This window comes from Streptococcus sp. SC1 (genome assembly GCF_030272855.1).
Taxonomy (GTDB): Bacteria; Bacillota; Bacilli; order Lactobacillales; family Streptococcaceae; genus Streptococcus.
Map to the genome: position 1 here is coordinate 481558 of NZ_JAQCMU010000002.1, position 14751 is coordinate 496308.

Sequence of the window (14751 nt, forward strand, 5' to 3'; positions counted from 1 at the left end):
AAAAGAGTTGGAATATCCAACTCTTTTTCGTGTTGATTCACAGTTTTTACTTGGAAAAATTCGCAACACTGATATCTATCCTAGCAATTTTACTCTCCTGCCAAGCGGAAAATAGTCTCAGCATAGATATCCATCGCACGATATAGATCTTCCAAAGACGCTCGTTCATTGGCCTGATGTTCCGTCTGCTCTACTCCTGGGAAAAGAGCACCAAAGGCCACACAGTTTGGCATAGTCCGAGCAAAGGTTGCCCCACCAGAGGACATGGCTGGACTAGTATCGCCAGTCTTTTCTTGGTAGATAGCCATCAAGGTGCTGACCAGTTCGCTATCTTTAGGTACATAAAGCGGAGCCAGATAGTCAAACTCTTCATAGTCCAGCTGGTAGTGCCCAGCAATCTCTGCTAGTTTTGCCACTAGCTGATCTTTATCCGCCAAGACAGGAATCCGAATATCAATACGGATTTCAGACTTTTCTGAGTTCAGCGTCAGACCTGCAATATTAAAGGAGAGTCTACCAGAGGGTTCATCTGAAATGTCGCCAAATAAACGGCTACCAGTCGCATCTTCTCCCACCGCTTCTGCAATAAAGGCCAGAGCAGGATGAGCTTGTAAAGGCTGCAAAACTGTCGCTAGCCGAACAATAGCATTGATACCTTCAGCTGCATCCTTGGCATGCTTAGGTAGACCGAGCACAGTGACTTGTTGGTCATTTTGCTCGTAGTCAAAAGAAGCTGCTTGCAAACCTGCCACGACCTGCTCCAAAAGCTCTCCTTGGTAGCTGGCCTTGCCAGGCACAACATTAAAGGCTGCTCCTACTTCTAAATCTAGCTGATCTGAACCAGGACCATGCAGCTTGACCTGTAAGAGGCCTTTCTCAGCATAGGTCAGAGGGAAAGAAGAATCTGGTGCAAAACCAAGCGTCGCTGTTTCTTCTAGTTCATTGTACCGTCCCATGCAGCGCCAGAGCGTCTCCTCGTCCGTACCAAAGATAAAACGAACCCGCTTTTTAAATTTTACTCCGCTATCTAGCAGAGCCTTTACTGCATAAAGAGCAGCCATTGATGGTCCCTTATCATCTTGGACACCACGTCCGAAGATCCAGCCATCTTTGATAGTTGCCTCGAATGGCGGTGTCTGCCAATCTGCCTCATCACCTGATGGAACAACATCCAAATGACAGAGAACGGCCAGGAGCTCTGCTCCCTGACCGATTTCTGCATATCCATAATAACCTTTAGGGTCAAGATAGGTAGTGAAACCTAAACCTCGACAAATCTCTAAAGTTTTTTCTAGGACATCTTGGATTGCTTGTCCAAAAGGTGTTCCATTTTGACCTTCATTGAGTACCGAAGGATAGGAAATCAAGGTTTTTAATGATGTAAGAAATTCATCTTTAACTTGATTTGTTATATATGTTTTCATGGAATCACCTCACTCACTATTTTATAGGAATGGAAGGAAAGTTCCAAGGAGAAGAAGGGCGATGGTCACTACAATGATAGCGACTACAAGTTTGCCCATGAATTTCCACCAAGTACCAATGTTGATACGTCCAAGTGCAAGAGCTCCCATCACAATACCAGATGTTGGTGCAATCAAGTTCAAGACACCTGAAGCAGATTGGTAAGCAGTGATGATCAAGCTAGGACGCACATTGACAAATTCTCCGAGCGGAGCCATGATACCCATAGTTGCGCTGGCAAGACCAGATGAAGATGGGATCAAGAATGACATAGGCAGATAGAAGATATAAGTCAAAACGATAAAGACTTGTGAAGACAGACCGCTCAGGCCTTCTTTACCCCAGTTGAGGATAGTATCGGTAATCATACCATCGTTCATGATAACTTGGATACCACGGGCAATTGCTACGATCAAGGCTACACTGAGCAAGTCAGCAGCACCATTCATGAAGGCGGAGATAATCTTGTCTTCTTTAAGACCATAAACAACACCAATAAGGATACCCATGAAGGCGAAGAGCATTGCGCCTTCTGGGAAGTACCAAGTACCCAAAGCAGCTGTAGATGAACCAATAATCTTACCGATAACTGGAAGACCAGTCAACCAAGTGTTGAAGTTATCAAAAAGGTTAATATGAAGGCCTGTCCATGGAATGAAGCTCAAGACCATCAAGACGAAAGTAAGAACAAAGAGTACGAAGACATGTTTTTGTTTCTTAGTAAGAGTTGAATTAACGTTTTCTTCATCATCTCCAACATTGAAGAATTTCATATCTTCTTCACGTGTTGCATAAGTAAGTGACTTAGTTGGATCTTTTTGGATCTTATCTGCATAGCGATAAACAAACCAAGTACTAAGACCAGTCAAGACAAACCAGAAGATCAAACGAAGGATAATTCCTTCACCAAGACTTACACCAGCAGTTGATGAAGCGATACCTGTTGCAAATGGATTCAAGGTAGATGCCAAACATCCAATCTGTGAACCGAGCAAGATAATAGCAACCCCAGTCAAGCTATCAAATCCAACGGCCATCATAACTGGCACAAGGAGAGGATAGAAGGCCATGGTTTCTTCACCCATACCATAAGTTGTACCACCGAGGGCAAACAAAGGCATGAGAACCAAAATCAACATCTTTTCGCGGCCCTTGTATTTCTTCACAATAGAAGCAATACCAGTATCTAGCATACCAGTTTCATTGACAACGCCAAGGAAACCACCAACCATGAGGATGAAGAAGGCTACATCAATCGCTGCGCTGGTTTCTTTAATCAGCGATCCTTCCTCTGGATGAGTACCTAGCATAGCCCGAATCGGTGCCATGAGGACATCCCAAATCCCTTGCGGATTTTGAGGTTGAGCTTTGTAAACACCATCCACAAAGGCACCTGCAGGGATGATCCAAGTCAACACTGCCATAACAGCAATGATTAGTAACAAGACGGTATAAGATGAAGGCATCTTAAACCCTTTTTTAGCTTTTTCACTCATTTGTTTTTCCTCCTAATGTCTAACAAAGTGCAAAAAACCAACCACTTTCTTAAATAAATATTTAAGAAAAACGCTTTCTATTTATATTTATTTTACCACATTAAGGTCTAAAAAACTAGTATTTTTTGAAAATATCGCACTTATTTTCAAGAAATATTCCTAACTTGATATAAAGACGTTAGAAATACCATATATTTTACTAGTAAAATAGCTTATTCTTTTTCAATAATTGTTCCGCTTTCAGATTCGATCAAAGCGCCAAGATTTTCAAGGGAAGTAATAACTGCTTTTCCTTCTGGACGACCGTTGACAAAAGCGATAGCTGCTTCTACTTTTGGAAGCATGCTGCCTGGGGCAAATTGGTCTTGTTTGATATATTCTTCCAGCTGAGCAACATTCACATGTTCCAACTTTTCTTGGTCTGGTTTATTGTAGTTGACAAAGACGTAATCTACACCAGTCAAGACGATGAAAAGGTCAGCTTCGACTAATTCTGCCAAGCGTTGAGAAGCAAAGTCTTTATCAATAACAGCTTCAACACCAGCCAAATGACCGTTGTCTTCCTTGATGACTGGAATTCCGCCACCACCAGCAGCAACGACCACTTGACCAGCATTCAAGAGGGTACGAATTGTTTCGATTTCCTTGATATCAACAGGTTTTGGTGAAGCAACAACCTTGCGCCAACCGCGGCCAGCATCCTCTTTGAAAGTCGCTCCGCTCTTTTCAGCTTCTGCTTTTGCTTCTTCTTCTGAATAAAAAGGACCAATTGGTTTGCTCAAGTTAACAAAAGCTGGGTCATTTTTATCGACAACAACTTGTGTCACAACTGAAGCAACATCTTTCTCGATGCCTTCATCCAAAAGAGCATTTTGCAAGGCATTTTGCAGCCAGAAACCGATGCTACCTTCTGTCATAGCAACAAGTGAATCGAGTGGGAAAGCAGGGTTCTTTTCAGAATCAGCCGCCAAGTGTTGGAGCAAAAGATTTCCAACTTGAGGACCATTACCGTGAGTGATAATCAAATCATCCCCATTTTTAATCAGTTTTACAAGGTGCTTAGCTGTTTCCACCAAAGCTTCCTGTTGAGCTTTTGCTGATGGATCAGAAGAAAGAATCGCATTTCCTCCCAAAGCTACTACAATTTTACGATTTGCCATAAATTCTCCTTTATCACATTCAATTGAATGCCTTTAGATTTCGGTTTAATATTTTTTCAAATTTTTATAAGAAATAACAGATTTCCATCATATAAAAGAGGACTGGACTAAAGCTATTAGTCGCAGCCCTCATAGCTGTTGGTATTACGGTTTATAAATTATACTTTTGGAATGTAAAGGTTGCCGAGTGTAGCAGCCATAACAGCTTTGATTGTGTGCATACGGTTTTCTGCTTGGTCAAAGTGACGAGCGTATTTGCTACGGAAGACTTCGTCTGTTACTTCCATTTCTTCTACGCCAAATTTTTCAGCGACATCTTTACCGTAAACAGTATTTGTATCGTGGAATGCTGGCAAGCAGTGCAAGAAAATCAAATCTTCGTTTTCAGCTTTCTTCACCAATTCCATGTTAACTTGATAAGGTTTCAAAAGTGCAACGCGTTCTGCGAATTTGTCTTCTTCACCCATAGATACCCAAACGTCTGTGTAAAGTACGTCTGCACCTTTAACAGCTTCGTCTGCATCTTCAGTGATGAGGATGTGTGCGCCGCTTTCTTTAGCAAAGCCTTCTGCCAATTCAACAATTTCTTTTTCTGGGAAGAGTTCTTTTGGTGAGAAGATGTGAACGTTAACGCCAAGGATAGCTCCTGTTACCAGCAAGCTGTTGGCAACGTTATTGCGTCCATCACCACAGTATACCAATGTCAATCCTTCCAAACGACCAAAGTTTTCTTGAACTGTCAAGTAGTCAGCAAGCATTTGAGTTGGGTGCCATTCGTCAGTCAAACCATTCCATACTGGAACACCTGAGAATTCTGCCAATTCTTCTACCATGCGTTGGCTGAAGCCGCGGAATTCAATCCCGTCAAACATACGTCCCAATACTTTAGCAGTATCTTCTGTAGATTCTTTCTTACCAAGCTGAATATCATTAGCACCAAGGTATTCTGGATGTGCACCAAGGTCAATAGCTGCTGTAGTAAAGGCTGCACGCGTACGAGTAGATGTTTTTTCAAACAAGAGAGCGATATTCTTACCAGCAAGATAATGATGTTGAATATTGCGTTTCTTCAAGTCTTTCAAGTGAGCTGAAAGTCCGATTAGGTATTCTAATTCTGCACGAGTAAAGTCTTTTTCTGCAAGGAAGCTACGTCCTTGGAATACTGAATGTGTCATTCTGTTATTTCCTCTTTCTAGTTATTAAATTTCTATTGATAAATTTCTATTGATAAATTGTCGAACACGAATTAAACTTCTTCACGTTCAAATGGCATAGACATACAACGAGGTCCACCACGGCCCCGAACCAATTCACTTCCGCGAATCTTGATCAAGCGAAGCCCGTATTCTTCCAAAATCTTGTTGGTTACGGTATTGCGGTCATACACTACTACCACACCAGGAGCGATAGTCAAGGTGTTAGAACCGTCATTCCATTGTTCACGTCCAGCTGCTACGATATTGCCGCCACCGCAACGAATCAAATGAACTTTTTCTACGCCAAGGTTTTGAGCCAGAAGCTCAGCCAAGTCACCTTTTTCTTCAACGATCTTCAGTTTTTCGTTTTCATAGGTAACGGAGTAAACGCGAAGGTCGCCTTCGATTTCTGGGTGAATGGTGAACTTGTCATAGTCAACCATAGTGAAGACAGTGTCTAAGTGCATGAATTTACGGTTGTTAGCAAATTCAAATGCCAATACTTTCTTGAAGCCAACATTCTTCTTGAAGATGTTCACCAAAAGTTTTTCGATAGATGCTGCATCTGTACGTTGAGAAATACCAACTGCCAATACATCTTTAGAAAGAACTAACTCATCTCCACCTTCGATACGAGTATCTTCTTCACGGTTGTAAACCAATTCCACTTTTCCAGCATATTCTGGGTGATATTTGAAGATGTATTTACCGTAAAGTGTTTCACGGTTACGAGTATCAGCAAACATGTGGTTGAGCGATACGGCATTACCAATGGTTGCAAATGGATCGCGTGTGAAGTAAAGGTTTGGCATTGGATCAATCGCAAATGGATAATCTGATTCTACCAAGTCAGTCAGACCCTTCGCTTCGTCAGGAATTTCTGGCAATTCAGCTTTTTGAACCCCTGCCATTGTTTTTTCAACCAACTCTTGGTTGTCCTTGATACCATGCAGCAATTCACGAATAGCTTTCTTAGTTTCACGTCCACGAATATTTGCTTCTTCCAAATATTCTTCGATGAACTGTTCACGAATTTCTGGAGAAATCAAGGATTCAGCAGCCAATTTTTCGAGATAAAGAACTTCAATTCCTTCATCACGAAGAGCTTGAGCGAATGCATCGTGTTCTTTTTGAGCATCTTCCAAGAAAGGAATGTCATCAAAAAGAAGACGTTCTAGGTAGTCCGGTAGCAAGTTTTCCAGCTCTTTGCCCGGACGGTGCAACATAACTTTTTTCAGTTTTCCAATTTCTGAGAAAACATGAATTGGATGTGTAGACATCTATTGTCCTCCTTTTCGTTGAGGTTTGGTTTCCCAATCCCTTTTATGCTATTATTCTATCATGGATTGGAAAGGCTTACACCTAAAATCTTACATTACAAATGCCAAATCCTTTGCTTTTTTTATAAAACATTATCATATTTATTTATTTTAAAGCGTTTTCTTTGCATATTTTGGTTGTTCTATTATTTTTAGGAATATATATTTTTTTGTAAAAAATATATGTTCAATTAATATTAGAATATGATCAGAAAAAACTTTTAAATGTGTAAAAATGTTTGAAAAAAGCCAATCAAATGATTGATTAGCTCCCTTCAAAATATCTCATAAAGTAATCTTTATTCTTAAATGTCAATTTTTTATGCTCGTAGTCAATCGCTCCTTCTTCTCTTAGTTTTTTTAAAACCTGATTGACTGTTTCACGTGTAGTGGCTCCTAACTTGGCCAACTCTTTCATACTCATTGGAAATGGAAGTGTATCCTGCTCTTTGCACAGATCCATGCATAAAATAGATAGAGACTGGGTTACACGGTCCGTCGCACTTGCCGAGACAACATTGCGTAAGCGCAATTCCTGAAACTCTAAAATCTGTGATAAACGCTTGGTGATGAATAGCAGCTGATCCACATTCTTTTTTGAATAGTCTTCAAACAAGTCCATAGGAATGCTGAAATACTCGACATTGGTGACCGCGCTAGCCGTATAATGATAACGCTCATCGAAAAACATACCTCCATATGGAAACACACTATTCATTTTAATATAATCCATATAAGAAAAAGTATCAGTTGAATCATACTGTTCGATACGAACATAGCCTCGATGCAGGAGGAAAAGGCGATCTCTACGATCCCCTGAAAAGAAGATAATCTGTCCCTTGGGAATCTTGCGGAATTGAATCTCAATAGCAATCTTATCAAAAATTTCCACAGGAAAATGTGCAAATGCTGGATGCCGTCTAATAATCTGATAATGTTCCTTATTGATCATAATAACCCTTCTTACTTGCTATTAGTATTATAACATAAATCCGCTTCCAAAAACAGAAATTATTAGACCAGTTTATTTTGGCAAAAAAAGGAATACTATGAAAGTAAATCGGTAGCCATTTAGCTTTACTCGCTTGCTTCGAAAATTCGTTTTAAACATTCTCTCAGAACTTTTAAAATACTCCTGCTAAGTACATTAAGAATCCTTTTCTAACAAAAAGAGAGGCTAGGAATCTTTTGTCCTAATCTCTCCTTACTATCTAATCTCGTTTAAACTCTTACCTTCTTTACTTGAGCCCCATTAAGCATTTTTACTCTTGGTATTAAAAATTGATATCGATAGAAACTTCTTAGTCAAAAATACCAGAGCAAGAAATTCTACCAAAATAATCACTTCAACCAGAATTGGCTGAGTCAGCCAACCAACTTGAACCAGAGCAGGAGCCAAATCAATCAAAGCATGAAAGCCCAGAGCTGCAAGAAAATAGCCTAGCTTCTTATCTTTTACAGCCGTCCAAACCCAGAAAGTCAAGAATACTTGGATTGCAAGTGCTAAAATACGCTCGAAAGCCAGTAAGTAAATTTGACCTGCCTGTAGTTTTTGTACATAAGAAATCGTCGCTTGGGGTAATTTCGCTAGCAAAGGGCTGTCCCCTTGGCTGACTAGCTGAGCGAGGACAAACAGACTCAAGAGACCTGAAATACCGATGAAAAGAGCTTCGATCCCGCCGTGTCCTAAACCATAGGCCAGACTATCACCAATAGTCAGTGGACGCTTCTTTTGTAAATATCGAAAAATCACATAGCGCGCTGTCTCCTCAAAGATAGCCGCCGTTGCAATGCCATACAAAACATAAAGCAAGGGAGCATTTTTCATTAGAGCAATCGTTCCATCAGCCTGAGGCTGAAGAACCAATCGATGTAGGAGATTTTCGAAAATCTGACTAGACAGATAAAATCCAACCCCTCCCAAGAGGAAAACAAGCAGGGAAATTTGCTTGGTTTTTTTAAAATAAATTACTGGAATGACTACAGCGGCTAAAATCAGCACCATAGCAATCAAAATATGCGTTTGAAGCATGAAATCGTCTCCTCAACTATTAAAAGTTTTACTAGAATTATACCTTTTTCCTCCCAGATGTCAATCCTCTAAAAAAGCTGGTCAGAAAACTCACATTCAGAACAAAATGCGAGGATCGACTCGCATTCTACAACTATTTTCTATAAAACAGCCTCATTCAGCAGTTTCATTGCAGAACCTAGTTATTGGGCCGATTTTAATTCATGTTGACCCGGTGCCACTCATTGATGATATAGGCAATTTGACCGACCTGATCAATACCAACTCCACTAATCTCCTCACTGGCTTCTGTACTTCCACCTAGATAGGCTGTATAAAGTGCCACAATATAGGGCTTCTCCTCCATAACAATAGCATCAACATTAAGAGCCTCTCTAACATACCCAGGCTTTTGGTAAATTGTCAAATCGTATAAATAACGTTTGTAATATTCACCAGGGAAGGAAACACCGATAAAATAAAGAATATCCTTGTATTTTTCTTGGTTATTCCACAGATACTCCAGAACTTGAATATAGTAGTCCGTTGTTGTTTTATTTTCTCTGCTGATCGTCTTGACTTTAGCTTTTGACCGACCATACCTTTCAAACATGCTGTAGGCCTTATCCATACCGCCTAGTCGCTCTGCTAGCGCATAAGCGGGCGTATTTTCAGAGTAGACCAAGGAATACTCCTGCATATCAGGAATAGACATGGCGCCATTGAAGGCCGCTACATAGTTATCGTGCTCTCCCTTGTATTCATAGCTGGTATTGGTAATATCAAACCGCTCTTCCAGCGATAATTTTCCTGCTGCTACCTCATCAACAACCAACATATTCAGGGGGAGTTTATAGGTAGATCCTGCTGTCATAGGCTGGGTATCATTCATGGCATAAGTTTGCCCACTTGTCAGATCTTTATAAGAAAAAGCAATCTGAGAAGAGTCAATTCCCATGTCATCCATGTAAGCCTGAATAACTTGTGGCAAGGTCATATTCGCATAATCGTAAGATAAGCCCAAGGCTTCCATGGTCGGAAAATCCTGCTCTATCACCTCTTGTTTCTCTTCCATCGTCTTACTAGTACGCGCAGTCGCCTCAGACTTCGTTTCCTCTCCTTCTGTAGCCTGTGAAGAAGCGATTGATTGACCTGCTTCTGCTATCTTTTTATCAGCTCGCTGTGGTTCCACCAAAAGACCCAAAAAACAAATAAATAAGAAAACACCACCGAACCAGCAAGCCAGTTTCTTTATGTCATTTTTAATCAAAGTTTTTCTCCTAATATTTTAGTATTATAAAAGATTCTCATTAAAATAACAAGTAGAAAGGTCAATTTAAGGGCATTTAAAAACGAATCATTGCGATCCGTTTTATAATTCTATTATTTAGCTGCTGCGTAGAGCTCATCCACTTTATTCCAGTTGATCACTGAGAAGAAAGCCTTGATGTAGTCAGGACGCACGTTGCGGTATTTCACGTAGTAAGCATGTTCCCAAACGTCCAAGCCGAGGATTGGTGTCTTCCCTTCTGAGATTGGTGTATCTTGGTTCGCTGTTGATGTTACTTCAAGTTTCCCTTCTTTGTTGACAACCAACCATGCCCAACCAGAACCGAAACGAGTTGTTGCTGCTGCAGTGAAGGCTGCTTGGAATTCTTCAAATGAACCGAATGTCGCATCGATCGCTGCTGCAAGTTCTGCTGAAGGAGCTGTCTTTTCAGGAGTCATCAATTCCCAGAAAAGAGCGTGATTCAAGTGTCCACCACCGTTGTTGATCACTGCTTGGCGAATATCAGCCGGAATAGACTCAACATCTGCCAACAGTTTTTCTAAGTCTTCACCAATTTCAGGGTGTTTTTCAAGCGCCGCATTTACGTTATTCACGTAAGTTTGATGGTGCTTGTCATGGTGAAGGTGCATTGTTTCCTCATCGATGTAAGGTTCCAAAGCGTCGTATGCATAAGGTAGATCTGGTAAAATAATTGCCATTTACTTGTCCTCATTTTCTTTATTATTATACAAATCATAACGTAAAAACGCACATTTTTCAACTATTTTGCTTATAAATTTTGCTAAGCTTTTAGAAGTTTCCTGTTGCGATTTTCAGCAAGGCGAGGTCGAAAAGGTAGTCCTTGTCACAAAGACCAGACTTGATTTGATAGTCCGCTTCAATCAAACAGGTCAGGGTTCTTTTCAGAAAGCCGAGGCTAAGACCACGCGCATCCTTGAGTGCAAACTTAACTTGGAAGGGATTCATCTTGCGACCTAGATAGTCTGATAAGTCCGACACGATTTGGCTCTCGGATCGGCCATTATCCGCCAAAATCTTAACCTGAGTAAACATCCGAAACTGGCCTAACATGATGGCAATCAGCTTGATTTCATCCTCACCCTGCAAGGTCAGATCGCGCACCAAACTCCGTGCGGCATCAATTTGTTTCTGTAAAATCAGCTGAGTCAAATCAAAAATGTTGTCCTGCAAGGTTTTGGGAATGGCCTCAGCGATGTCTTCCAGACTGACTTTCCCCGACTCTTTATAAGACTTCAGAAAAGCCAAGTTTTTACTGATTTCACTAAAATGAAAGCCTGATTTGACCAGCAAGTGGTCAAAAGCCTTCGGAGCAAAGTCCAGACCTTCAAGCTGGGCCTGTTTGGTAAAATACTGACGTAAGTCTGCTTCCTTAATCTCAGCTGCTTCAAAGATCTGTCCGTCGCGCTTGAGTATCTTGACTAATCTGCGTTTGCTGTCCAGCTTACCTTCCGCAAAAATGACCAATTTGGTCGTGCTACTAGGATCTTCCAAATACCGCTCAAAGGACTTGAGCTCTTCATCCGATAAATAGCGCTTTTTTGCTGTCGTTAGATCCGCAAAATGATCTAAAATAATAATCTTTTCATCCGCAAAAAAAGGCAGACTGACTAAATCTAACTCCACATCTGCATAAGACGTTTCTTTCATATCAAATAACGTGACATTCAAATCCGCTAGATCGTAGTGGATCTGCTTCAAAAACTCGTCTTTTAACAGCTCAAATTGCCCCAAGTCGTCTCCCGTCAAAATCGTTAAAGGCGGAAGGTTTTCGGGAGTGATTTTCCTAATTTTTTCAATTGCTAACACAGTGGCACTCCCTTCTATTTTCTTGATTCTTAGTCATGTATAAATTGTAACAAAAAACAGCAGGAAAGTCTGCTGTTTTTCATCATTCTGATTAGAATATCAGGGACTAAAAGAATTGTCCCAACTGCATGATGATTGTGACCAAGAGGGTGATAAGAAAGAGAATGCCACCTAACACTGCAATCATACTAAACTCTTGCTTCTCCCTCTTTAGGGGTTTCTTTCGATTATCTAGCTGTTCTCGTATATGTTCTTGTAAAATGCCATTATCCTTGTTAGACATCTGCTCCTCCTTTTCTGTTGATAGAAAGGAATTTGCTTTCATCGAAAGCAAGTTCTCATGTATCTGGTTAAAGAATGGCCTTATATTGCTCCAAACTAGCCTGATTAGCGGCCTGTTTCTGTCTAGCAAGTGCTGCTTCCATCTCTGATGAGTGGGCAAGGACACTTTGAATCTTATCCACCATGCCTGAGACATTTTCTGACGAATAAATGTGATCATCCGCAATAAATCGACGGCTATGGCAAGTGTTTGTGAAGCTGAGAATCAGCATGTTGTTCTCAAAGGCTGTGCGACAAGCATTAAGGATTTCATCGCTGATATTGATATCTAGATACAAGTCACATCTCTCAAAAAGCTCTGCAACCTTTGCTGGACGAATATTTGGATAAAGCGAAACATTCGGATAACGATTGAGCCCCATCAAATGGCCAGACATTTCTGTGATGGCTCCAATATGGAAATGTACATTTGGCAGCTGAGTCAAGAGCTGCTCTATTTGCTCAAGCTGATCACTATTGGTCAAAATCAAGGCTTCTGGATTCATATTATTAAGACGCTGGTAATCATAAATATAACCAATATTGTGGAAATAGATTTTTTCTTCCGGTGTTGCCAAGCTTTGAATTTTCTCATATACCTGCCTGTCCTGAACAGCGATGCGGATATTGCGATGAGGCATTTTCATAGCTACTTTCATATTACCAGGTAAGGATTCTCCGATAGGCTCTTGCCAGAAAAGAACATCTTCTGCACGACCATTTTTAGGACGAAGAGCGTAGGCCACCAAGAAGGGGGTTGCTAGAGAATTATAAATAATACGATCTGTATCATATCCACGATATTGCAGATAAAAGACGACAAATTCTTGTTTAGATTTAAAAATATGACGCTTTCCTTCAAGTGTCAAGATGATATCACCAGTCAGATGATTTTCCATAATGACCACGACATTGTTCTGGTCAAAATAGCGAGTATGGGTCGGACGTTGTGTCTGGTCGTAGGTTATTTGTGCGAAAAGCCGTCCTTTGCGATTGTAGATATCTGCTGCTCGGACTTGCCCCTCTGTATCCAACCATTCGACAGCCCGTACACGTCTTTCATGTGTCGGTTGGCGATAGAAAATATTCGCACGCTTCTTGCCCATATCCAAGATTTCTCCATTTACATTGCTGGAGCGAATCTCCCATAGGTGCGGTTTGGGGACAAGATTAAAATAAATTGGACGGCCCTCTGGTGTGTCCAAATCTCCCGTGAAATAACTGTAAGGAGACTCGACATCTGGTGAAAGATAGCCATCGTCTTGTACAACAACAACAGGACAATCAAGTCCTGTTGCTTTTAATGAACGTAACAAATCAAAACTTGCTTGATCATAGCGGTCAAACAAACAAATCATAGTGGTTATGCCTTTCTTTCTGAATCCTAAAGGCTGTCTATGCCTTATTATGGTAACACCTTGTTTCAAAAAATACCAGATGAGGTGTTTTTTAGCATGCCCTTTTATGGAGCAAAAAGTGTTAAAAATAAGACAGTAACCTCAGAATAGCTACTGCCTTATCTCTTTTTTACTTAAAGCCTTGATAGACTTGACAAATGGTAGAAAAGAGCCCAAAAACTCCAGATAGCCTTGAGCCATCTGGGGTTCTTATTTTCATCGCTAAAATGATATCAAAAAAATTTCATTGTAGCCGATTTTTGGAACTTAGTCTTCTAAATCCATTTCAGAAGCTGCTGATCTCTTCTTCTTACCAAGAAGAGAGGCAGTTACCAAGGCAGCTACTCCTAATCCAAGACCAGCAAATTGGTTGCTTGCAGTTCCTGTATTTGGTAAAGCCTTAGCGTTTGGAGTAACTTTGACTTGTCCTGGTTGTGCAGGCTGTGGCTTAGGTGCTTGAGAGTGATTTGTAGCACTTGAGATTGAAGCACTGTCAGACAAGCTAGCTGAGGTACTTGCGCTGTTGCTCAAGCTTGTGCTTGTTGAAACTGATTCACTTGTGCTGATTGAAGCACTTACGCTGTTGCTCATGCTTGCTGAAGTTGAGGCATCGCCTGAACCATTGCTTGTACTTGTTGAACCTGAACCACTACCTGAGTTGTTGCTTGCACTGATTGAGGCAGAAATGCTGTTGCTCATGCTTGTGCTTGTTGAGACTGACTCACTTGCACTTACAGATTCAAGGTAGCTAGGAAGGTTAAACTCTGGCTTAGATTCGCTTGTTGGCTCACCCTTACTGTAGCTGAATGAGTTAGATTGTTGTGACGCACTTGTACTCAAACTGTTTGAAACGCTATTGCTAAGTGATGTAGATGTACTTACGCTGTTACTCAAGCTTACTGAAGTACTTGTTGAAACTGAAGTACTACTTGAGTTGTTGCTTGCTGATACTGAAGCACTGATTGAAGCAGACACGCTATTGCTCATGCTTGTGCTTGCTGATTGGCTTGCACTGATTGAGGCAGACACGCTGTTGCTCATGCTTGTGCTTGCTGATTCAGATGCACTGATTGAAGCGGACACGCTATTGCTCATGCTTGTGCTTGCTGAGAGAGATGCACTAATTGAAGCGGACACGCTGGTGCTCATGCTTGTGCTTGCTGATTCAGATGCACTAATTGAAGCAGACACGCTGGTGCTCATGCTTGTGCTTGCTGATTGGCTTGCACTGATTGAGGCGGACACGCTGTTACTCAAGCTTGTGCTTGC

General features: G+C 41.0%; 14 protein-coding genes. 1 reads left to right on the plus strand and 13 read right to left on the minus strand.

All coding sequences use genetic code 11. The features are described from left to right. Positions 1-89: 89 nt before the first annotated feature. The 13 genes from PAN94_RS05225 to PAN94_RS05285 form a co-directional block, all read right to left on the minus strand. Positions 90-1424 (minus strand): dipeptidase, encoded by a 1335-nt coding sequence (locus PAN94_RS05225; protein WP_285874984.1) that lies wholly within the window; start codon positions 1422-1424, stop codon positions 90-92. A 21-nt stretch (positions 1425-1445) separates the two neighbouring features. Beyond that, a complete protein-coding gene (locus PAN94_RS05230) occupies positions 1446-2960 on the minus strand; it encodes a YfcC family protein (RefSeq protein ID WP_285874986.1) in 1515 nt (504 codons plus the stop codon). Between the two features lie 212 nt (positions 2961-3172). Next, the gene (gene arcC / locus PAN94_RS05235) at positions 3173-4120 is read right to left on the minus strand and encodes a carbamate kinase (RefSeq protein ID WP_045499180.1); all 948 of its coding nucleotides are present in this window, start codon (positions 4118-4120) and stop codon (positions 3173-3175) included. Positions 4121-4278: 158 nt separating this feature from the next. Further along, the gene (argF, locus tag PAN94_RS05240) at positions 4279-5295 is read right to left on the minus strand and encodes an ornithine carbamoyltransferase (protein WP_149555283.1); all 1017 of its coding nucleotides are present in this window, start codon (positions 5293-5295) and stop codon (positions 4279-4281) included. A gap of 71 nt (positions 5296-5366) precedes the next feature. Beyond that, the gene (gene arcA / locus PAN94_RS05245; protein ID WP_005590767.1) at positions 5367-6596 is read right to left on the minus strand and encodes an arginine deiminase; all 1230 of its coding nucleotides are present in this window, start codon (positions 6594-6596) and stop codon (positions 5367-5369) included. 304 nt (positions 6597-6900) lie between these two features. Beyond that, positions 6901-7587, minus strand: a complete 687-nt coding sequence (locus PAN94_RS05250; RefSeq protein WP_285874988.1) for a Crp/Fnr family transcriptional regulator — start codon at positions 7585-7587, stop codon at positions 6901-6903. Between the two features lie 300 nt (positions 7588-7887). Then, positions 7888-8667, minus strand: a complete 780-nt coding sequence (locus PAN94_RS05255; protein ID WP_285874989.1) for a YhfC family intramembrane metalloprotease — start codon at positions 8665-8667, stop codon at positions 7888-7890. Between the two features lie 196 nt (positions 8668-8863). Then, positions 8864-9916: a serine hydrolase gene (locus PAN94_RS05260; protein ID WP_414290247.1), complete on the minus strand. Its 1053-nt coding sequence runs from the start codon at positions 9914-9916 to the stop codon at positions 8864-8866. A 113-nt stretch (positions 9917-10029) separates the two neighbouring features. Next, positions 10030-10635 (minus strand): superoxide dismutase SodA, encoded by a 606-nt coding sequence (gene sodA / locus PAN94_RS05265; protein ID WP_062005403.1) that lies wholly within the window; start codon positions 10633-10635, stop codon positions 10030-10032. A 91-nt stretch (positions 10636-10726) separates the two neighbouring features. Continuing rightward, the gene (holA, locus tag PAN94_RS05270) at positions 10727-11764 is read right to left on the minus strand and encodes a DNA polymerase III subunit delta (protein ID WP_285874991.1); all 1038 of its coding nucleotides are present in this window, start codon (positions 11762-11764) and stop codon (positions 10727-10729) included. Positions 11765-11870: 106 nt separating this feature from the next. Continuing rightward, positions 11871-12047: a hypothetical protein gene (locus PAN94_RS05275; protein WP_048792047.1), complete on the minus strand. Its 177-nt coding sequence runs from the start codon at positions 12045-12047 to the stop codon at positions 11871-11873. A 67-nt stretch (positions 12048-12114) separates the two neighbouring features. Beyond that, on the minus strand, positions 12115-13443 hold the full coding sequence (gtfB, locus tag PAN94_RS05280; RefSeq protein ID WP_285874993.1) for an accessory Sec system glycosylation chaperone GtfB: 1329 nt from the start codon (positions 13441-13443) through the stop codon (positions 12115-12117). Positions 13444-13749: 306 nt separating this feature from the next. Continuing rightward, positions 13750-14322 (minus strand): LPXTG cell wall anchor domain-containing protein, encoded by a 573-nt coding sequence (locus PAN94_RS05285; RefSeq protein WP_285874994.1) that lies wholly within the window; start codon positions 14320-14322, stop codon positions 13750-13752. A gap of 16 nt (positions 14323-14338) precedes the next feature. Between PAN94_RS05285 and PAN94_RS05290 the strand changes: the two genes are divergently transcribed. Next, on the plus strand, positions 14339-14751 hold a 413-nt coding region (locus tag PAN94_RS05290; protein WP_502963011.1), incomplete at its 3' end, for a hypothetical protein.